Here is a 19,331-nt window from a genome sequence, read left to right as displayed (position 1 = left end):
ACGTCTGCGGAAACGAAAAACCCCCGCTGCCTTTCGTGAAGGCGGCGGGGGCTTCCCTTTATCGGCTGACCCGAAAAATCAGTAGCGATAATGATCGGGCTTGAACGGGCCTTCCTGCGGCACGCCGATATAGTCGGCCTGCTTCTGCGAAAGCTGCGTCAGCATGACGCCCAGCTTGTCGAGGTGAAGCGCCGCGACCTTCTCGTCGAGGTGCTTGGGCAGGACATAGACGTCGTTCTTGTACTGGTCCGTGTTCTTGAACAGCTCGATCTGGGCCAGCGTCTGGTTGGTGAAGCTGGAGCTCATCACGAAGCTGGGGTGGCCGGTGGCGCAGCCCAGGTTGACGAGGCGACCCTTGGCGAGGATCAGCAGGCTCTTGCCGTCCGGGAAGGTGACGAGGTCGGTGCCTTCCTTGATTTCCTTCCACTCGTAATTGTCGAGTGCGGAAATCTGGATCTCGCTGTCGAAGTGGCCGATATTGCACACGATGGCCATGTTCTTCATCGCCTTCATGTGCTCGGCGGTGATGACATCTTCGTTGCCGGTCGCGGTGCAGAAGATATCGGCGCGCTTCACCGCTTCTTCCATCGTCACGACCTCGAAACCGTCCATGGCTGCCTGGAGCGCGCAGATCGGATCGATCTCGGTCACCATCACGCGGGCGCCGCCATCGCGCAGCGAAGCGGCCGAGCCCTTGCCGACATCGCCGTAACCGGCAACGCAGGCGACCTTGCCGGCCAGCATCACGTCGGTCGCGCGGCGGATCGCGTCGACCAGCGATTCCTTGCAGCCGTAGAGATTGTCGAACTTCGACTTGGTGACGCTGTCGTTCACGTTGATCGCCGGGAACGGCAGCTTGCCCTGCTTGGCAATCTGGTAGAGGCGCATGACGCCCGTGGTCGTTTCTTCCGAAACGCCCTTGATGTTCTGGACGCTCTTGGTGAGATAACCCGGACGCTCGGCGACGAACTTCTTCAGCGCCTTCTGCATCTCGATCTCTTCGGCGTTCTGCGGATCCGGCATGGTTTCGCCCGCTTCCAGACGCGCGCCCCACAGGGCGAACATGGTGGCATCGCCGCCATCGTCCAGGATCATGTTGGCGGTCAGATCGGCATCGTCTTCGGTCGCCCAGTCGAAAATGCGGCCGACATAGGTCCAGTAATCGGCCAGCGTCTCGCCCTTCACGGCGAAGACGGGGATGCCCTGGTCGGCGATCGCGGATGCGGCGTGGTCTTGCGTCGAGAAGATGTTGCAGGTCGCCCAGCGCACTTCCGCGCCAAGTGCGACCAGCGTCTCGATCAGGACGGCGGTCTGGATCGTCATGTGCAGCGAGCCGGTGATGCGCGCACCCTTCAGCGGCTGCGCTTCGCCGTATTCCTCGCGCAGGGCCATCAAGCCCGGCATTTCGGTTTCGGCAATGGCGATCTCGTCCCGGCCGTACTGTGCGAGGCCGATGTCCTTGATGATGTAATCCTGATCCTTGACGGCGGTTGCCATTGGGAAAACTCCTCGAAAATTGTCACTGAATGCGGGGCAGCCAATGCAAGGCAGAAGCTGCGACAAGATCGGCCGCAGACATAGCGAGGCAGGGGGTCCGGGGCAAATATAAAGATATCTTTATATCGCCAACTGCGCCTCACTGCCACGGCCCGCAAATTCATTGCGAACCCCGCCCCGCGGACGTTATTTTCTTACCCCGGCCAATTTCTCCTGTGCATGGTTGCAAGCAATCGGGAGCGGCTTATCTGATGAGGCAGATATTCGCGGCAAACAGAAAGGATGCCCAGAGCATGACGATTTCCAAAGGCGACACCCTCCCCGACGCAAAGCTGGTCAAGGCGACCGAGACCGGGCCGGAACAGGTCCAGGCGAAAGATTTCTTCGCCGGTCGCAAGGTCGCGCTGTTTGCCGTGCCGGGCGCGTTCACCCCGACCTGCTCTGCGAAGCACCTGCCCGGTTACATCGAGAAAGCCGACGAATTGCGGGCCAAGGGTGTGGACGAGATCGCCTGCACTTCGGTCAACGACCCGTTCGTGATGGATGCATGGCAGAAGTCCGCCGGCAGCCCCGACATCACCATGCTGGCCGACGGTAACGGCGACTTTGCGCAGGCGCTGGGCCTGACGATGGACGGCAGCGGCTTCGGTCTCGGCGAGCGCAGCCAGCGCTATTCGATGATCGTCGATGATGGAAAGGTCGTCGAGCTCAACGTCGAGGCGCCGGGCGATTTCTCGGTCAGCAGTGCGGAGCACATGCTCGGCCAGCTCTAGGCTTAACCACTTGGCAAAAAGAAAGGGGCGCCTCCAGCGGGGCGCCCCTTTTCTGTTTGTCAGCGCGTTTCTCAGAAGCGGATCTCGCCGGTCACGAACACCCGCCGCGGATCGCCGTAGAAGCCGGTCAGCGTCCCTTCCAGCCCGAGGGTCGGGACGAAAGGCTGTCCGTTCGTTCCCCCAGCGACGAAATTGTATCCCGATACGATGTACCGCTTGTCGAACAGGTTCTTCCCGTGGACGCCGATCGAGAACCGGTCGCTGTCGTCGGTGAAAACGATGCTGGCATTGACCAGCGCGAAGCCATCCTGGTCGAGGAAGGGATTGGGCGTTTCGAACTGGCTCGCATCGGAACGGAAGGCGATGCCGCCAATCAGGTCGACCATTCCCGGCCCAACGGGCAGGCCCAGGTCGAACCCAGCGCTCAGCGTGACGTCCGGCGTGTTCTGGAAGACGCGCTGGTCGGCGGCGTCGACGCCGAAGGCATCGATGAACTGGTTATATTCCGCATCCAGCAGGCCGAGCGCGAAATTCACGTTCAGCCGGCTACCCGCGCCTGCAAAATCTCGCCCGACCAGCGCATTCGCCTCAAGCTCGATACCGTTCACATCGGCGTCGCCGGCATTGGACGTGACGCCGGTGAACTGGTCGTTGACCCCGTCCCCATCGGTATCAATGCCGACGGAGCCCGGGATCTGCACGTCGGTATAGTCACCCTTGAACACCGCCAGAGCGACATTCAGACGATTGTCCATCAGCGACGCCTTGTAGCCGATTTCGAAACTGTCGACGGTTTCGGGGGCGAACCGGAGGAATTCGAACTGGTCGTCGAAATCGACGTCGCCATCGCCGTCCAGGTCTGGCGCGCCGGTCGTCTGGCCCCGAGGGTCGAAGCCGCCGCCCTTAAAGCCGCGTGCATAGGAGAAATAGAAATTGTGGTCAGGCGTCGGCTCGAAACTGATCGAGGCGCGCGGGGTGAACTTCTTGAACGTCTCGCTGCCGTTGAAGTCCGAGGTGACGGCGACAGGGATGGCGTCCGAAGAACCGAAAAGGTCCGAGAAGCCGCCGATGAAGGTGGTCCTCAGCACCCGGCTGGTCCGCTTGTCGCTGGTGTAACGCCCGCCGAGCGAAAGACTGATCCGGTCCGTCAGGTCATAGGTGAAATCGCCGAAGATTGACCAGGTCTTGGTTCCGACATCGCCCAGCGTCTGGGCATTGAGCCCGGGCAGGCCGATCAAATCGCCGGTCGTGAACAGCGCCACGTCGAACGCGGTGAAGGCGTTGGCATCGAGATAATAGGCACCCAGCACCCCGCTCAGCCGATCGCCTTCATACAGCAGCTGCAATTCCTGGCTGAACTGGTCGTTTTCGTAGATGGCCGGCACATCCAGATCGGCGGCGGGCAGGCTGTCGAAATCGATAGGCGTGGACGACTTGTCTTCGCGGTAACCGGTAATCGACTTCAGCGTGACAGTGTCGCTGACCTCGTATTCTAGGTTCAGTCCGCCGCCATAGGCCTCCACCTCCTGCGGGATGACATCGAGGCCCGCACGCGTATCGTAGACATCGTCCAGCACGGGCGCGCCGGTCAGCAGGCTGGGAATGAGGCGCGTACCCTGCCGGGGGTCGCTGTCATCCTTCACGTAATCGCCCGACAGCCGCGCGAACAGGCGCCCGCTTTCGAATTCGATCGTCCCGCGAGCCGCCCAGACATCCTTGTTGTAGTTTTCGACGCCGGGCTGGACGAGGTTATCGCCAAAACCGCCGCGGCTGAGCCTCGCGCCGCTTGCCCCGATCCGGAGATTGTCGCCGAGTGGCGCAGACGCCGAGACGACGAGGTCTGCCTGATCATATGATCCATAGGTCGCGCGGACTTTCGCAGAAACAGTGTCGGGCAGCCGTGCCGTCACGTATTTGATGGCCCCGCCGATCGTGTTGCGGCCGTAAAGCGTTCCCTGCGGACCGCGCAGAACCTCGACCCGCTCGACGTCGTAGATGTCGAGCACGGCAGCCTGCGGCCGATTGATATAGACGTCGTCGACATACAGGCCCACGCCTGCCTCGAAGCCTGCGACCGGGTCCTGCTGCCCCACCCCGCGGATGAAGGCGGTCAGCGTCGTATTGGTACCCCGGCTGACTTCCAGTGTCAGGTTGGGCACTTCCTGCGTCAGTTCGGTCAATTCGAGCGTACCCGAGCGAAGAAGCTCGTCTCCGGAAAATGCGGTGACTGCGATCGGCACGTCCTGAAGGCTTTCTTCCCGGCGACGGGCTGTCACGACGATCACGCCATTGTCGGTACCGGATAGTCTCGCATCGTCGGCGATGACCGGGCCGGTGACCGGGTCTTCCACCGCAGTGCCCTGTGCGTATGCCGGGACGCTGAACGCGAGGCCGGCGCAGCCGGTCAGGAGCGCACGGCGGATGGCGGATTGCATTGTCATGATTGTCTCTCCCACAAGTCTTTTTCTTTCCCATATTGAAACCTGAACCACCTTTCAAGTTTAGACTTGTGGAAAGCGCTAGATCGCCGTAACCGGGGGGCATGGGACGGGATGAAAAAAATGCTGGGGTCGCTACCGAGCCGGCGACGGAGCGCGGACGGCGCACCCGCCGCAAGCTTCTGGACGCCGCAACGGTCGAATTCGGGCAGAATGGTTTTCACGAGGCTTCGATCAGCGGCATCACGCGCCGCGCCGGCGTCGCGCTGGGCAGCTTCTACACCTATTTCGATACGAAGGACGCGATCTTCCGGGCGCTGGTGACCGACTTCAGCAACGGCGTTCGCGATGCTGCCTCGGGCAGTGCCGATCCGGATGCAAGCGCGCTCGACACCGAACGCCGTGCGCTGTCCGCGTTCCTGGATTTCGCGCGCGAGCATAAGGAAATCTACCGGATCATCGACGAGGCGGAGTTCGTCGATCCGGCCAGCTATCGCCTGCATTACGAGAACACGGCGAAGCGCATTCACGCCCGCCTGCAGGCCGGCATGGACAAGGCTGAATTTCGCGAAGACCTGGAAGAAGCCCATGCCTGGGCGATCATGGGGATGAACGTGTTTCTCGGCCTACGCTATGCCGTGTGGGCAGACCCTTCCGAAGAAGCGAACCGGAAAGCCGATGCCGTCGCCGATATTGCGCGCGGCATCCTGGAAAAAGGCATCGGTTCGCAAATAGGCACGTAATCGCAGGCGAACAGCCTCAGCCGTAGCCCATCAGGCTCAGCACTTCCTTCCGGCTGCGCTGGTCTTCCAGAAACGTCCCCATCATGCGGCTCGTCACCATCGATACGCCGGGCGTGCGGACGCCGCGTGCAGTCATGCAAGCATGGCTGGCATCGATCACCACGGCGACGCCACGCGGCTCGAGGTTTTCCCAGATGCATTCGGCGACCTCGGCGGTCAGTCTCTCCTGAATCTGCAGGCGGCGCGCATATCCGTGCAGCACGCGTGCCAGTTTGGAGATGCCGACGACCTTGTCGGTCGGCAGGTAGGCAATCGCGGCCTTCCCGTGGATGGGGGCCATGTGGTGTTCGCAGTGGCTCTGGAAGGGGATGTCCTTCAGCAGGACGATCTCGTCGTAACCCCCCACCTCCTCGAACACCCGCGACAGGTGGATCGCCGGATCGTGCGCATAGCCCTGGCAATATTCCTTCCACGCCCGCGCAACGCGCTTCGGGGTATCGAGCAGCCCCTCCCTTTCGGGATCGTCACCCGTCCAGCGGATCAGCGTACGGATCGCGTCCTGCACGTCGTCCGGCACATCGGGCTTGCCGAGGGGATTGTCTTCGTCGGGACCTACCAGACTGCCCATCATGTCTTCCTTTTCACCTTGTCGCGCAGCCGCCCCAGACGGCTGCCATCACGGAACAGCCCGCCATGGGCGAACGGTTCGAACATCTCGTCCGGCTTTTCCGGGTCCAGGATCTGCGATCCCGCCAGAGCGTCCTGCACCTCGTTCTTCTCCGGCACTTCGAACGGGCGAAGCTGGCGAATGCCATCCTGCCCGACGCGCCCGATCGCCTCGTGCATGGAGCCCAGGGTATCGAACAGTTCGCCCATTGCCTCCTCCCCTACGCCGCAATGCTCTGCCAGCAGCGATATGCGGACATCGCGGATGGTCTTCTCCAGATCGCGCCCCCGATTGTAAGGTCTGCTGCAATCGATGAACACGTCGCATTCGCTGTCGAGGCCCATGGAGCGGTTGTTGAGATTGGCCGACCCTATTCGCAGGATGCAGTCGTCCACGATCATCAGCTTTGCATGGACGTAGATCGGCGTTTCGCCCGACCACGCGACGTAAAGCCGGAAACGATTCTTCTTGTCCGCCTCCGCGATAACGCGGGCAAGTTCCGCCCGCGCGTGATCCATGGCCTGCTGTTCCAGCCATCCTTCGGCGTTCTTCGGATGAACGAAAACGATTTCCGGCGGATCATCCTCCCCCAGCCTGTCGATGATCGCATTGGCGATCTCGCGAGAGGTGAAATACTGGTTTTCAATGTAGATGAAGCGCTTGGCGGCCCTGATCTGTGACAGAACAAGCGTCTCGATTTCCTTGACCTCGTCCGTTTCCTCGTACTCGGCGCGGGTACGCGCAACTCCGATCTCGATATCCTCGAAATCGACGGAGAGTTTTTCGGGCCAGAGGCTTTTCTCGGATGGCTTCAGATCGGTCAGCTTGCCGCCACCGGCGCGCTGCCAGCGGGCCCGGCAAAGTTCCGACAGCGTGCCCGCGATCTCGCCTTCCATCATGAAGGTGATGTCGTGCCATGGGGGATAAGACTTGCCGCGAGGGCGCTTCCGCCGCGAATCGATTTCCCTGTGCTCACGCGTGTCCCAGCGGTCATGGGTCAGGTCGATCCCGCCGCACACCGCAAGCTTTTCGTCCAGCACCGCCAGCTTCTGGTGATGCGTGCAACCGATGGGATGCTTCGTATCGAATTTGAAAGTGATCTGCCGTTTCGGCGCCATGCGCATTACGTCGAGCAACATTGATCCGCGTGTGGCGAACTGGAGGACGGAAAGACCCCATTTCAGGATCCTGATTTCCAGCTCGGGCCTGTGACGGGCAAGCCACATCAGAAAACTGCCCAGCCGTTTCGGCGGGGAAGCATCGACAGGCCGTTTGTACCAGCGCCGGCCTTGCGAGAGGTGGATGCGCGTATCGAAATCCCACCCGATCAACATGATCCTTCGGCGGGCTTCCAACATGGCGGCCTGCATATGCTCGAAATAGGCCTCGGCATCGATGATGACCGACGCCTTCTCCGCCTTGCCGAAACGCCAGACGCCCGGCTCGACCGAGTGGTCGAGATCGGGCGCTTGTTTTTCTGTGTTTTCGCCGGACATCGATGCCAGCGCCTAGGGTTATTCCTTCGCCTCGTCCATCGATTCGGGCGTCACTTCTGCTTCGGCCTTCTCTTCCTTTTTCCGCCGATCGAAGACCTCCTGCATGTGGGCGATGTCGTCCTCGTCCAGGTACTTCTCGAAATCGGGGAAGTGGTCTTCCTCTTCCTCGTTGATGTGGTGACGGTAATCGTGGTCGAGCTGCTTGAACTTCGCCATCCATGCCGAGGAAGACATGTCGGTTGCCGCCAGGTCGTTCAGCGCTTCGTTCAATTCGTGATGCTCGGCGACCGAATGCCGGGTCTCGTCCGTGGTCGGCGGTTTGCGCAGCATGGTCGAATACAGGGCCTGTTCCTCGGCCGCTGCATGGCTCTTCACTTCCTTCGTGAAGGTTTCGAGCAATTCCTTGCGCTTTTCCGTCTCGCCGGAGGTTTCCGCCATCTGGTCGAGCAGCTTGCGGTGATGGTCGTGGTCTTCTTTCAGGCGTTTGAAGATGCCCTGCGTGTCGGTCATGCGGATTTCCTTTCTCGGCGCGTTCGAGGGGTCAACCACGAAGGCCCTCTGACGGTTCCGCACCGGACCGACCGGCAACAAAAAAGCCCACCCTCTTTACGAGGATGGGCTTTCTTGGCGCGCCAGGAAGGATTCGAACCTCCGGCCGCCTGATTCGTAGTCAGGTACTCTATCCAGCTGAGCTACTGGCGCGCGGTGGAGCTGGCACATAGGAGTGCTTTGCAGGCTTGGCAATCCCCTTAAGCCTTCTTTCGGGCAAGCCAGCCCGACAAATTTTCGCAAAGCTGCCGATCGAGCGGTGCAAGGTCCAGATACCGGGCGCGGTCCAGCGAATGCCACTGCCACACGCCGCCCTCCAGCGAGCGCGGGTCGCCGACAACGGCGCCGCTGTAAAACAGCATGAGTAACAGCTCCCGGCCGGACCGCGGTTCGAGCGCGAAACCAACGGGCTCGAAAGTGCTGGGCGGGACCGCCAGGCCGCACTCCTCCATCAGCTCCCGGGACAAGGCTTGGGCTGCGCCCTCCCCCGGCTCGACCTTGCCGCCGGGAAACTCCCAAAATCCGGCATTTTCCTTACCGTGCGGGCGACGATGCAACAGGAATCGGCCATCCCCGCGCTCCAATGCACAGGCCACGACGAGCATGGGTGTCAGATTTTTTTCCATTATTCCCGTTCTTCGAAAGGCTTTCTTTACCTGACTGGTCAAAGCGGCGCGATGTTACTTTTGGACCAGAGGTGAAACCATGCGCGCATACCTGAAAGCCCTGCTGGCCGATATCCGCGGCGCTACCGCTATCGAATACGGATTGATACTCGCCCTCATCTTCCTTGCCATGGCGGGCGCTGCCGCGGGTGTGGGAACGGAGACCGGGCTGATGTGGGACCGGGTTTCGGACGAAGTCGTCGACGCACGCGAGCGCGGAACAGAGGACGACTGACGGCACAGCTTACGATTTTCGCGATCAGCTTAGGATTTTGTCAACTGATTGCACCTAGACCCCAAATCACTCGATCCGGCCCGTCCGGGCGAGACGGGTACCGAAGACCAAGACCAGGAGTTTACCAATGAACATTCTCAAGAACATCGTTCGCGACGAACAGGGCGCGACCGCAATCGAATACGGCCTGATCGCTGCACTGATCGCCGTGGCGGCCATGGGCGCCATGAGCACGCTGGGCGGCCAGCTGAGCACCACGTTCGGCGATGTCTCGGCCAAGATGGGCGAAAACAACGCAGAAGGTGGTGAAGGCGAAGCTGAAGCACCGGCTGAAGGCGGCTAATTCCAGCTACCAAGCACAAGAAAGAGGCGGCGGGGGAGACCCCGCCGCCTTTTTTGTTTGTTAAGAAGCGCGATCAACTGCCGCGAACGACGATCTTGACCTTCTGTCCGGCCTGCAGGCTTTCATTGTTGCCCAGACCGTTCAGGACGCGGAGGCGCGCTTCCTGCGCATTCGTGTAGGCCATCCGGTTTGCGAGCGATCTGACGGTATCACCGGCGCGTACCGTCACCACGTCGACCTTGCGCGGGACGACATTCGCCGCCTCGGAAGCCGAAATGCGGCGCATCGACTGGAACATCGGCGTGAAGGCACTGGCGCGCCCGGCCTGGCTGATCGCCTGGAAGTGATAAGCGCGGTCGTTCGAAAACTCGTAGGCGAACACCACAACATCGACCTGGCCGTTGCCGGAATTGACCCGCGCGGTGCCGTAAACGGCAGGCAAGCCATTCACCGTCGTGCGCTGCAAATTCGCAGGACGAAGCGTCTGTCCTTCCCCACCCAAATTCGCGAACACGTTGTTCACATAGCTATCGAGATTGCCATTATAGGGCGCGAGCGTCAGCTGCGCCTGTCCGCTCTGCCCGTTGATCGAAACGGCGCGGGTGCCGTTGACCATGTAGAAGCCCTGCGGCGCGGTGAAGGACAGTTTCAGTTCGGGATGGATGAACTGACGCCCTTCGACGATGCCCTGCTCGGGGTCGTCGCCATAGATCATCCCGTCGATTCGCGTCAGGAACGTGTCGCGATTCGTAACTGATCCGGGAAGTCCCTGCGCCTTGCTTGCAGCGGTCTGGGCGCGGCTTGCCGGATCGGGGTGGGTCGATGCCCATTCGGGGATCGTCGCATTGTCACGGCCCTGGACCTGCGCATCGAGGTTGTTCTGCAGCGCGAGGCTGCGCAGCACGGTCGACATGGCCATCGGATCGTATCCCGCCTTCGTCAGGTACTGAATACCGAGTTCGTCCGCTTCCAGTTCCTGGCTACGCGAGAACCGGAGGGTCAGCAATTGCGATCCCTGCAGGATGCCGCGCGAAAGCGTATCGCCCAGCCCGCTATTGCCGAGCAGGACGCCCGACAGGATGGCACCGGCTGCACCCAGCAGTGTGTTGCGCTGGGCTGTTTGCTGACGGCGCTGCGAATGACGGGCGGCGACGTGTGCGACTTCATGACCCAGGACGCCGGCCAGTTCCGCTTCGTTGTTCATCAGCGTCACGAGCTGGCGCGTCGTGTAGACATAGCCGCCCGGGATGGCGAAGGCGTTGTTCACCGGGCTGTTGACGAGCGACACGGTGAAGGAGCTGCGTGCATTGCCCAGCCCCGACTGGACCGCGATGTTCTGTCCGACCTGCTCGACATACTGGGCATACGGGCCGGTCATTGCGCCGCCGAATTCGGCGAGCAGCTGCGGATGCGCTTCCGCCCCCTGCTGTGCTTCGCTCTGCGTAATCGGCGCGGAGGTGCCGGGCACCGGCGCACCGCCAACCGCGGCACAGCCCGAAAGAGTCATCGCCATCGCGGCAGTGGTCGAAAGTGCGGCAAATTTCCTGGAAATCATTCTGGGCTCCCCGAAGTAATAAGGATGCGCGCCATCGGTCGCCGCATCAGGTTCGGTTACCCAACCCATTGCACGCCGTGCGAGTTCCCCGGCGATCGCAATCGGTCGCACCGACATCAGGCCGGCGCGATTACTTCGGGAAAATTTACCCCGCCATCTGCAGGAAACGCTCCTCGCGCATTCGCTGCAATTCTTGGGTGGATATGGTGGCCAGCTCGTCCAGTTCGTCGGCGATCGCTTCTGCCAGCGATGCGCTCGCGGCCTTGGCATCGCGGTGCGCCCCGCCCACCGGTTCTGGCACGATCCTGTCGATCACTCCCAGCCGCGCGAGATCCTGCGCGGTGATCTTCATCGCTCCGGCCGCGTCGGGCGCTTTCTCCGCCGTGCGCCACAGGATCGAGGCGCAGCCTTCCGGTGAAATGACCGAATAGACAGCGTTCTGGAACATCAGCACACGCTCGGCGCTGGCCAGAGCGACTGCGCCGCCGGAGCCGCCTTCGCCCACGATCGTGGCTACCATCGGGACCGGCAAGGCAAGGCAGGCCTCGGTCGCGCGGGCGATCGCTTCCGCCTGACCGCGTTCCTCGGCTTCAACGCCGGGAAAGGCCCCGGAGGTGTCGACCAGCGTGACCACCGGCAGGCCGAAACGTCCGGCCATTTCCATCAGGCGGATGGCCTTGCGGTACCCTTCCGGTTTGCCCATGCCGAAATTGTGCCGCAGGCGGGTTTCGGTGTCGTGACCCTTTTCATGGCCGATGAGCATGACCTTGCGGCCGTCCAGCTTCGCAAAGCCGCCGATTATCGCCTCGTCCTCGCCATAATTCCGGTCGCCGCCGAGAGGCACGAAATCCTCGAACGCATGCTCCACGAAATCGCGGAAATGGGGCCGCTGCGGATGGCGCGCGACCTGCGTTTTCTGCCAGGGAGAGAGCGACGAATAGGTGCTGGCGAGGAGGTCCGCGCTCTTCTGCTCCAGTCGCTGGAGTTCGTTGGAAATGTCGACATCGTCGCCTTCGGCCGCCGCACGCAATTCGGCAATGCGGGTTTCCAGCTGGGCGATCGGTTTTTCAAATTCGAGATAGGAATTCATGGCGCTGCGCTACTCCGCCTCCATTGGCTGCGCAAGCGCTGCCGCCTCGATTGGCGCCCGTCGTCCCACGGGGGCATGGTCGCCGATCGGCCGCTACCCCCTCATCCTGCCGAGAGGATGTCGCTCGTTCACAAGTGTGACGAGCCTGGCCGCATCGACATGCGTGTAGATCTGCGTCGTTGCGATATCGGCATGGCCGAGCAGGGTCTGGAGAACGCGCAGGTCCGCCCCGCCCTCCAGCAGATGCGTGGCAAAGGCATGGCGCAGGACGTGGGGGCTGACCTTGTGTGGATCGAGCCCGGCTTTCACGGCCAGTTCCTTCACCAGCTGGAACAGGCGAACGCGGGAAAGATGGCCCGATCTCGACGGGAAGAGAAACGCGGAATCGTCTTCCCCCCGTGCGTCCAGCCAGTGGCCCAGCGCTTCCTTCGCCCGGCGGCTGACAGGCACCATCCGCACCTGCCCGCCCTTCCCGCTGACGGTCAGGAACGGCGCATCCCGCGGAACCGCAGCAAGAGGCAGGGAGACCAGCTCGGTCGCGCGAAGGCCGGAGCCGTACAGCATCTCGAGCAAGGCCAGAGTGCGAACCGCAAGCGGGGCGCCCGCATCTGCCGCCTCCTCTGCGGTGCGGAAAAGAGCGGCGATTTCATCGTGCGAAAGAATTTTCGGCAGGGCCCGGCGCGGGACGGGACGCGGCAGGGCGCTGGAGGGATCGTCCGCTCGCAGCCCTTCGTCCTGCAAGAACGCATAGAACTGGCGCAATGCCGACGTCTTGCGCGCCACGGTGGCCGGCGCTAGGTCCGACCAGTGCTGGCCAAGCTTAGCCAGTCTGTTCCTGTCCGCCTCTGCCAGCAAACCGGCGATTTCCTCGGCGCCTTCCAGATCCCTTCGATAGGCTGCCAGAGTATTGGCAGCGGCCCCTCGCTCTGCCGCCAGCATGGCCAGGAATTCCTCGATTGCACTGCCCATGGGTGCAGCCGGCGTCACGTCCTTGCGGCCGCAGGCCCGAAGGGAAACCTAGCCACGGGCGACGGCTTCGGCTGCAATCATGCGGGCCTCGGCCGACAGGCCCGACCTGTCCAGTGCGCGGACGATGAAGTAGAGATGGCGCGGGGTCATCTTGTCCCAGCCATCGCCCTGCATTCCGAGCCCCGCGAGCAGTGCAACGAGCGCGGCATTGCCCGCCTCGCCCGCCTGCGTGATGGCCTCGCTCCACTTCGTCTGACGCCCGAGCCGAAGGCCGAGGTCTTCGTTGAACCCTTCCGCCGCGTCCTGGTCCAATCGGCCAAGTCCGGCGAGCCCGGCGACGAGGAAGCCGGACTTGCGCTGCCCGCTGCTCTCGTCGTCGCTGATGAACGTATCGACCGCGCCATCGTCGACCGGGTTCGCACGGCGTTCCTGCGCCAGCGCCAGCAGGGCCCAGCTCTCGCCCCCTTCGGACACGACGCCGGCCCATTGCATGGCATCGCGGTCGAGCCCGGCCGCCAACATCGAGGCGATCAGGTCCGCGGCCTGTTCCTCGAAATCTTCGTCGGCCGGGATGCGGGCCGCGGCGTAGGCGGTGAGAACCTGACGCCCGTAATCCGGAGCGGCCTGCGCATTGCCCCACAGGGTACGGATCGCTTCGATGCGCTGGGCCGGGTCCTGGTGGACATAGGCGACACGCAGGCGAAGAGCGTCTTCCCCGATCTCGCCCTCGCGGCCGGACAAGGCGTAATACTGCGAATAAAGATCGACCAGTGCCTCGCTCGACAGGATACCCTCGCGCGCGGCCAGATTGGCAGCGGGAATGCGCTGGTCGAAGCCCAGCATAGGCATCACGGCAGCGATGCGCTGGTAATAGGGATCGGCGTCGGACAACAGGTTTTCAGGGATTTCCGCGCCGAGCGCATTGGCCATGGAGAATCGCCACGGCGTCAGTTCGTCGACCTCGTCCCATTCCAGGTTGACCGCGCTGCGCCCTTCTCCGGCCGCGCCGGCATAGCGCTGCGCCAGAAGCGCATCGATGACGGGAACGTCTCCGCTTGAGCGAAGGCGCCCGATATCCCGGCGTGCCCGCGACGTTTCCCCGGCGAAGGAAGCGCAGATGGAGCGCAGCAATTGCCAGCGCTCGCCTTCCTGAATGTCTCCGCGATAGCGCGCGAGCGGGCAGATGCCGACAATGTCCGAAGTGCCGACATAGGCGTTGATTGCAGCCCCGGCGAGCGAACCGTTCCAGTCCTCGGTGTCGATGTCCTGCACAACGGCGCGCGCGGCGGCATGTTCGCCCATGCGATTGAGTACCTGCGCGCGCAGGGCGGCAAAGGTAACGGGGTCCATGCCTTCCGGCGCAGCCAGCCGGCTCGAGAGCACCCGGCGCAGCATGATGTGCCCCCAGCGAGACACCAGCGGCCCCTCGGTGGCGGACAGCGCTGCCTGCACCAGCGATGCCGGCTGGCGGGCAAGCGAGGCTGAAGGCAGTCCGCCCTCGCTCTCGCCGATGACGCCGACCTGACCCAGCGAGCGACGCGCGGCCGGGGGGATGTCGGTGCGGGGACGAAGGCCCAGCAGCGCATCGAGTTCGTCCGTCTCCAAGGCCTCGAGTTCGGCAAGTGACGGCAGCCCGCTCGGCAACGAGGATGAAGACCGGCTGGAAGAGGACGACGAAGATGACGACGAAGATGACGATGAAGATGACGACGACGACGCCGACGCCGACGAACCGCCCTGCGGTATCGGCTGCACAACCGGCGTGCCCTGCGACGGTGGAGCGGATGTCGGTGCCGGTGCAGGAGCCGGTCGCGGCGATGCAGCGGGAGACGGCCGCGGCGCGGGCGCCGGTGCAGGAGCCGGATCCTCGAAACCGGGCGGCAGCAGGCTTTCAGGGGTTCCCTGCGCTGCGGCGAAAGCTCCGACAAGGAACGTCGAACCGAGGGCGAGCGCGCCCGTACCGGCCAGCAGCGCGCGCTTCATTGCCAGCCCTCCGGCATGTCGACCGGCTGGACGACCGGTTCCAGCGGACGTTCGCCCCCGTCCCACCAGGCCCATGCGAGGACCGCCAGCAATGCCGCGACCACGACCAGCCCGGTCTTTCGCAAACCCATCGTCAAACCTGTCACCTTACACTCTCTTGCAGGCGGCCTGCGCCCGTGGTTGCCACGGCCCTAGCCTATCTCTAGGCGAAGCGGCAATGGATACGCAGCCAGCATCCGCACAAACCGACGATATTGCCCGGATCGCCCACCGGATCGATCGGCCGGTCGTGCTCGTCGGCCTGATGGGCGTTGGCAAATCGACCGTCGGCCGGAAGCTGGCCGACATGATCCAGCGCGACTTCGTCGATGCCGACAGCGAGATCGAGGACGCGGCCCAGCGCTCGATCGCGGAAATCTTCGAAACCTATGGCGAGGCGGTCTTCCGCGATGGCGAGCGGCGGGTCATCGCCCGGCTGATCGAGGAACGGCGCGGGGTGATTGCAACAGGCGGCGGTGCGTTCGTGGACGATGAGACGCGCAGCCTCATCCTGGAACAGGCGATCGCCGTGTGGATCGATTGCGATATCGATACGCTGGTCGAACGCACCGGACGCCGCAAGACCCGGCCCCTGCTAAAAAATGGCGATCCCAAAGAAATCCTCACGCGCCTCCATGCGCAGCGCGCGCCATTATATGCCGAGGCGCAGGTCAGGATCGTGAGCGAGAACGGCCCGCACCAGCAGACCGCAATGCGCATACTGGAGGCGATCGACAGATGGCTGTAATTCCCGTGGGCCTGGGTGGCCGCAGTTACGAAGTCAGGGTCGGCCCCGGCCTGCTTGCCCAAACCGGCTCTCTGGCAGCGCCGTACCTTCGCAAGGACACCATGCCCGTCGTGGCCGACCGCAACGCATGGGACGCCCATGGCGACAGCCTGACTGCCTCGCTTGCAGATGCAGGAAAGACCACCGCGCTCTACCTCGTCACGCCCGGCGAGGGTTCGAAAAGCTGGACCGGACTGGAAACCCTGATCGACTGGCTATTGGAACAGGGGGTCGAGCGCGGGGATCACGTGCTGGCGCTTGGCGGCGGGGTGGTCGGCGACCTGACCGGGTTCGCCTGCGCGATCCTGAAACGCGGCTGCGGTTTCGTGCAATTGCCCACCACTCTCCTGTCGCAGGTCGACAGCTCGGTCGGCGGCAAAACGGCCATCAATACAGCCGCGGGCAAGAATCTGGTCGGTGCATTCCACCAGCCCTCGCTGGTCCTCGCCGATACCGACTGCCTGTCGACGCTGCCGGCGCGGGAGATGCGCGCAGGCTATGCCGAGGTTCTGAAATACGGCGTACTTGGCGATGCCGAATTCTTCGATTGGCTGGATCGGCATGGGCAATCCGTACTGGCGCATGACGGCGCGCAACTGGAAGAAGCCGTCGCGCGGAGTGTCGCGGCGAAGGCAAGGATCGTCGCCGAGGACGAGCGCGAGACGAGCGGTGCGCGGGCGCTGCTGAACCTGGGCCACACATTCGGCCACGCACTGGAAGCGGAAACGGGATTTTCCAACCGGCTCCTGCACGGCGAGGCTGTCGCACTGGGCATGGTGCTTGCAGCGCGTTATTCCGCCCGGCGCGGCGAATTGACACAGGATGATGCGTCGCGCATCGCAAAGGCTGTGTCTGCCGCCGGCCTGCCGTCCGAAATAGCGGCGCTGGGCCTTTCCTGCTCCGGCGAGGCACTGGCCGGCCACATGATGCACGACAAGAAGATGGATGCAGGCACCCTGCCCTTCATCCTGCTGAAGGGAATCGGCGAGGCCTATCTCGCGCGGGACGTTGCCGTGACCGATATCGCCGCGTTCCTGTCGGAACAGTTGCAAGCGCACTGACCCCCTAGAAAAGCCGTGAACCGTCAGGCACCGTCTGGTCGGGCTCAAAGAGCACGACATCGCCCTTATCGTCCGCAAAGCCGAGCGTCAGCACTTCCGACATGGCAGGACCGATCTGGCGCGGTGGGAAATTGACGACCGCCGCTATTTGCCGCCCGACCAGATCTTCGCGCGCGTAATTGGCGACGATCTGGGCGCAGCTTTTCTTGCGGCCGATGGCGGGGCCGAAATCGATCAGCAGGCGGTAGGACGGCTTGCGGGCCTCCGGAAACTCGTCCGCCGACAGGATCGTGCCAGCACGGATATCGGCCTTCAGGAAGGTGGCGAAATCCGTTTCGTCCGCAGCAGGCGCATCCGGGGCATGGTTCAGATGCATCTATTCCAGCTCCAGGATCACAGCATCGACCGCCAGGCTTTCGCCTTCTTCCGCATTGATGCTGGCAATCGTGCCTTCCTTCTCGGCGCGCAGGATGTTCTCCATTTTCATTGCCTCGACCGTGGCCAGGGGCTGGCCCGGCTGGACCTGCTCGCCCTCTTCGACATGCAGTTTCACGAGCAGGCCGGGCATGGGGCAGATCAGCATCTTCGAAAGGTCCGGCGGAACCTTTTCGATCATGTGCTGCGTCAGGTGGGCGAGGCGCTGGGGCAGGATGCGCAGCGTGTGCGTGGCCCCGCGCGTCGTCATGCGATAGCCCGTCCGCGTCGGCTCCAGCTGAATGCCCAGCAGCTCACCGTCCAGTTCGACCGCGATCATCCGGTCGCCCGGCGTGTAGTCGAAACTGAGATCGACGGGCGTGTCGTCGACGCGAATGTCTTCCTCGCCCAGCTGCACGGCAAAATCGCTCGCCCCCTCAGCGCGTTCACCGATGCGGACGGCCCAGTCCCCCGGCGCATAAAGCGGTCCGCTGAGTTGCTGGTCGATCCGGCGCGCACGGTCGGCATCGGCGGCAGCGATCACGCCGCCCACGGCGGCAAGCCCGCGCTTCAGGTCCTCTGAAGCAGCCGCGCCCTCGAACCCGTCGGGATATTCTTCGGCGATGAAGCCTGTCGTCAATTCGCCCGAGCGGAAACGCGGATGCTGCATCAGCGCGGAGAGGAAATCGACATTGTGGCCCAGCCCTTCGATGCGAAAAGCATCGAGCGCCTGCACCTGAAGGTCTGCGGCCTCGTCGCGCGTCTCTCCCCATGTCACCAGCTTGGCAATCATCGGATCGTAGAACATCGAGACTTCGCCGCCCTCGTAGACGCCGTCGTCGATCCTTACGCCATCGACACCGCGCCGCCCGTTGGCCCTGCCGTCGTCGGTCCAGCCTTCCAGTGGCGGGTCGTATTCGACAAGGCGCCCGGTGCTGGGCAGGAAGCCGCGATACGGGTCTTCGGCATAGACGCGGTTTTCGATCGACCACCCGTCGATACCGATATCGGCCTGCGTCATCTCCAGCTTCTCGCCGGCGGCCACGCGGATCATCTGCTCGACAAGGTCGATGCCGGTAATCGCCTCGGTCACCGGATGTTCGACCTGCAGGCGGGTATTCATTTCCAGGAAGTAGAAACTTTCGCCCGACTTGTCCGCGCCGCTGACGATCAGTTCGACCGTGCCTGCGGAATGGTAATCGACCGCCCGCGCCAGCGCCACGGACTGCTCGCCCATCGCCTTTCGCATCTTTTCGGTGACGAAGGGCGACGGGGCTTCTTCGACCACCTTCTGGTGACGCCGCTGGATGCTGCATTCGCGTTCGTTGAGATAAAGGATGGTCCCGTGCTTGTCGCCCAGGATCTGGATTTCGATATGGCGCGGGTCCTCGATGAATTTCTCGATGAAGACGCGGTCGTCGCCGAACGAATTGAGGCCTTCCCGCTTCGTCGCCTCGAAGCCTTCCTTCACGTCGGTGTCGTTCCAGGCGAGGCGCATGCCCTTGCCCCCGCCCCCGGCGCTGGCTTTCATCATCACCGGATAGCCGATGTCATTGGCCCATTTCAGGGCCTCTTCCGTGGTGTCGATAGCATCGGGCGAACCCGGCACGGTGTTGACGCCGGCATCCTTGGCCAGCCGCTTGGATTCGATCTTGTCGCCCATGGCGGCGATGGCCCCGGCCGGCGGGCCGATGAACGCGATGTTTTCCTTCTCCAGCGCCTCCACGAAGCTGGCACGTTCGGACAGGAAGCCATAGCCCGGATGCACAGCCTCGGCCCCGGTCTGCTTGCAGGCTTCGATGATCTTGTCCGCGACCAGGTAACTTTCCGCAGCTGCGGCCGGGCCAATATGCACGGCCTCGTCCGCCATCCGCACGAAGGGCGCGCGCGCATCGGCGTCGGAATAGACGGCGACCGTGGCAATGCCCATGCGCCGCGCGGTCGTGATGACTCGGCATGCAATTTCGCCGCGATTGGCAATCAGGATTTTCTTGAACATGAAGTGGCCTCTAATGGCGTGAATTGGC

The 19,331-nt window shown here is 63.1% G+C and carries 19 protein-coding genes and 1 tRNA gene; 6 read left to right on the top strand and 14 right to left on the bottom strand.

Annotated features, from left to right (window positions below; all coding sequences use genetic code 11):
* Positions 1–78: 78 nt before the first annotated feature.
* Positions 79–1,497, bottom strand: coding sequence for an adenosylhomocysteinase (gene ahcY, locus PF049_08020; GenBank protein ID WBY15563.1), 1,419 nt, complete (start codon positions 1,495–1,497; stop codon positions 79–81).
* Between the two features lie 293 nt (positions 1,498–1,790).
* Between ahcY and PF049_08015 the strand changes: the two genes are divergently transcribed.
* Positions 1,791–2,270 (top strand): peroxiredoxin, encoded by a 480-nt coding sequence (locus PF049_08015; GenBank protein WBY15562.1) that lies wholly within the window; start codon positions 1,791–1,793, stop codon positions 2,268–2,270.
* A gap of 71 nt (positions 2,271–2,341) precedes the next feature.
* On the opposite strand, the gene PF049_08010 is transcribed toward PF049_08015, so the two are convergent.
* Positions 2,342–4,711: a TonB-dependent receptor gene (locus PF049_08010; GenBank protein ID WBY15561.1), complete on the bottom strand. Its 2,370-nt coding sequence runs from the start codon at positions 4,709–4,711 to the stop codon at positions 2,342–2,344.
* 101 nt (positions 4,712–4,812) lie between these two features.
* On the opposite strand from PF049_08010, the gene PF049_08005 reads away from it, so the two are divergent.
* Complete coding sequence (locus PF049_08005) at positions 4,813–5,451, top strand: TetR/AcrR family transcriptional regulator (protein ID WBY15560.1); 639 nt, start codon at positions 4,813–4,815, stop codon at positions 5,449–5,451.
* 16 nt (positions 5,452–5,467) lie between these two features.
* Here PF049_08005 and folE read toward each other — a convergent pair whose 3' ends face one another.
* The 5 genes from folE to PF049_07980 form a co-directional block, all read right to left on the bottom strand.
* Positions 5,468–6,079: a GTP cyclohydrolase I FolE gene (folE, locus tag PF049_08000; protein WBY17881.1), complete on the bottom strand. Its 612-nt coding sequence runs from the start codon at positions 6,077–6,079 to the stop codon at positions 5,468–5,470.
* Positions 6,079–7,614, bottom strand: a complete 1,536-nt coding sequence (locus tag PF049_07995; GenBank protein ID WBY15559.1) for a phospholipase D-like domain-containing protein — start codon at positions 7,612–7,614, stop codon at positions 6,079–6,081. Before PF049_07995 ends, folE begins: the two co-directional genes overlap by 1 nt.
* 18 nt (positions 7,615–7,632) lie before the next feature.
* Complete coding sequence (locus PF049_07990) at positions 7,633–8,124, bottom strand: hemerythrin domain-containing protein (GenBank protein ID WBY15558.1); 492 nt, start codon at positions 8,122–8,124, stop codon at positions 7,633–7,635.
* A 115-nt stretch (positions 8,125–8,239) separates the two neighbouring features.
* Positions 8,240–8,316 (bottom strand) — tRNA-Arg (locus PF049_07985).
* 47 nt (positions 8,317–8,363) lie between these two features.
* Complete coding sequence (locus PF049_07980; GenBank protein WBY15557.1) at positions 8,364–8,789, bottom strand: NUDIX domain-containing protein; 426 nt, start codon at positions 8,787–8,789, stop codon at positions 8,364–8,366.
* Positions 8,790–8,868: 79 nt separating this feature from the next.
* On the opposite strand from PF049_07980, the gene PF049_07975 reads away from it, so the two are divergent.
* Together PF049_07975 and PF049_07970 are read left to right on the top strand one after the other, a co-directional pair.
* Positions 8,869–9,063, top strand: a complete 195-nt coding sequence (locus PF049_07975) for a Flp family type IVb pilin (protein WBY15556.1) — start codon at positions 8,869–8,871, stop codon at positions 9,061–9,063.
* 127 nt (positions 9,064–9,190) lie between these two features.
* Positions 9,191–9,406, top strand: a complete 216-nt coding sequence (locus tag PF049_07970) for a Flp family type IVb pilin (GenBank protein ID WBY15555.1) — start codon at positions 9,191–9,193, stop codon at positions 9,404–9,406.
* 73 nt (positions 9,407–9,479) lie between these two features.
* Here the strand turns inward: PF049_07970 and PF049_07965 are convergent, their stop codons facing one another.
* The 5 genes from PF049_07965 to PF049_07945 form a co-directional block, all read right to left on the bottom strand.
* Positions 9,480–10,961, bottom strand: a complete 1,482-nt coding sequence (locus tag PF049_07965) for a M48 family metalloprotease (protein ID WBY15554.1) — start codon at positions 10,959–10,961, stop codon at positions 9,480–9,482.
* A 145-nt stretch (positions 10,962–11,106) separates the two neighbouring features.
* Positions 11,107–12,051 carry an acetyl-CoA carboxylase carboxyltransferase subunit alpha gene (locus PF049_07960; GenBank protein ID WBY15553.1) on the bottom strand — a complete coding sequence of 315 codons (945 nt, stop codon included), beginning with the start codon at positions 12,049–12,051 and terminating at the stop codon, positions 11,107–11,109.
* A 93-nt stretch (positions 12,052–12,144) separates the two neighbouring features.
* On the bottom strand, positions 12,145–13,020 hold the full coding sequence (locus tag PF049_07955) for a tyrosine recombinase (GenBank protein ID WBY15552.1): 876 nt from the start codon (positions 13,018–13,020) through the stop codon (positions 12,145–12,147).
* A 48-nt stretch (positions 13,021–13,068) separates the two neighbouring features.
* The gene (locus PF049_07950) at positions 13,069–15,003 is read right to left on the bottom strand and encodes a hypothetical protein (GenBank protein ID WBY15551.1); all 1,935 of its coding nucleotides are present in this window, start codon (positions 15,001–15,003) and stop codon (positions 13,069–13,071) included.
* On the bottom strand, positions 15,000–15,149 hold the full coding sequence (locus PF049_07945; GenBank protein WBY15550.1) for a hypothetical protein: 150 nt from the start codon (positions 15,147–15,149) through the stop codon (positions 15,000–15,002). The genes PF049_07950 and PF049_07945 overlap by 4 nt, the downstream gene beginning before the upstream one ends.
* A 71-nt stretch (positions 15,150–15,220) precedes the next feature.
* On the opposite strand from PF049_07945, the gene PF049_07940 reads away from it, so the two are divergent.
* Positions 15,221–15,790 carry a shikimate kinase gene (locus PF049_07940; GenBank protein ID WBY15549.1) on the top strand — a complete coding sequence of 190 codons (570 nt, stop codon included), beginning with the start codon at positions 15,221–15,223 and terminating at the stop codon, positions 15,788–15,790.
* Entirely contained in the window at positions 15,781–16,890 is a 1,110-nt protein-coding gene (aroB, locus tag PF049_07935) for a 3-dehydroquinate synthase (protein ID WBY15548.1), read from the top strand. Before PF049_07940 ends, aroB begins: the two co-directional genes overlap by 10 nt.
* 4 nt (positions 16,891–16,894) lie before the next feature.
* On the opposite strand, the gene PF049_07930 is transcribed toward aroB, so the two are convergent.
* Positions 16,895–17,266 (bottom strand): tRNA-binding protein, encoded by a 372-nt coding sequence (locus tag PF049_07930; GenBank protein ID WBY15547.1) that lies wholly within the window; start codon positions 17,264–17,266, stop codon positions 16,895–16,897.
* Positions 17,267–19,303: an acetyl/propionyl/methylcrotonyl-CoA carboxylase subunit alpha gene (locus PF049_07925; protein WBY15546.1), complete on the bottom strand. Its 2,037-nt coding sequence runs from the start codon at positions 19,301–19,303 to the stop codon at positions 17,267–17,269.
* Between the last annotated feature and the right edge of the window lie 28 nt (positions 19,304–19,331).

Source organism: Erythrobacteraceae bacterium WH01K, assembly GCA_027941995.1.
GTDB lineage: Bacteria > Pseudomonadota > Alphaproteobacteria > Sphingomonadales > Sphingomonadaceae > CAJXSN01.
Note: the sequence above shows the minus strand (reverse complement) of the source record. Positions and strands in the feature narration are given on the sequence as shown.

Bases quoted from the DNA above. Each gene is read 5' to 3' on its own strand.
- PF049_07970 (WBY15555.1), top strand. From the start codon at position 9,191: ATGAACATTCTCAAGAACATCGTTCGCGACGAACAGGGCGCGACCGCA.
- PF049_08015 (WBY15562.1), top strand. From the start codon at position 1,791: ATGACGATTTCCAAAGGCGACACCCTCCCCGACGCAAAGCTGGTCAAG.
- PF049_07960 (WBY15553.1), bottom strand. From the start codon at position 12,051: ATGAATTCCTATCTCGAATTTGAAAAACCGATCGCCCAGCTGGAAACC.
- PF049_07955 (WBY15552.1), bottom strand. From the start codon at position 13,020: ATGGGCAGTGCAATCGAGGAATTCCTGGCCATGCTGGCGGCAGAGCGA.
- PF049_07980 (WBY15557.1), bottom strand. From the start codon at position 8,789: ATGGAAAAAAATCTGACACCCATGCTCGTCGTGGCCTGTGCATTGGAG.
- PF049_07995 (WBY15559.1), bottom strand. From the start codon at position 7,614: ATGTCCGGCGAAAACACAGAAAAACAAGCGCCCGATCTCGACCACTCG.
- PF049_07950 (WBY15551.1), bottom strand. From the start codon at position 15,003: ATGAAGCGCGCGCTGCTGGCCGGTACGGGCGCGCTCGCCCTCGGTTCG.
- folE (WBY17881.1), bottom strand. From the start codon at position 6,079: ATGGGCAGTCTGGTAGGTCCCGACGAAGACAATCCCCTCGGCAAGCCC.
- PF049_07925 (WBY15546.1), bottom strand. From the start codon at position 19,303: ATGTTCAAGAAAATCCTGATTGCCAATCGCGGCGAAATTGCATGCCGA.
- PF049_07990 (WBY15558.1), bottom strand. From the start codon at position 8,124: ATGACCGACACGCAGGGCATCTTCAAACGCCTGAAAGAAGACCACGAC.
- aroB (WBY15548.1), top strand. From the start codon at position 15,781: ATGGCTGTAATTCCCGTGGGCCTGGGTGGCCGCAGTTACGAAGTCAGG.
- PF049_07930 (WBY15547.1), bottom strand. From the start codon at position 17,266: ATGCATCTGAACCATGCCCCGGATGCGCCTGCTGCGGACGAAACGGAT.
- ahcY (WBY15563.1), bottom strand. From the start codon at position 1,497: ATGGCAACCGCCGTCAAGGATCAGGATTACATCATCAAGGACATCGGC.
- PF049_07975 (WBY15556.1), top strand. From the start codon at position 8,869: ATGCGCGCATACCTGAAAGCCCTGCTGGCCGATATCCGCGGCGCTACC.
- PF049_08010 (WBY15561.1), bottom strand. From the start codon at position 4,711: ATGACAATGCAATCCGCCATCCGCCGTGCGCTCCTGACCGGCTGCGCC.
- PF049_08005 (WBY15560.1), top strand. From the start codon at position 4,813: ATGGGACGGGATGAAAAAAATGCTGGGGTCGCTACCGAGCCGGCGACG.
- PF049_07965 (WBY15554.1), bottom strand. From the start codon at position 10,961: ATGATTTCCAGGAAATTTGCCGCACTTTCGACCACTGCCGCGATGGCG.
- PF049_07940 (WBY15549.1), top strand. From the start codon at position 15,221: ATGGATACGCAGCCAGCATCCGCACAAACCGACGATATTGCCCGGATC.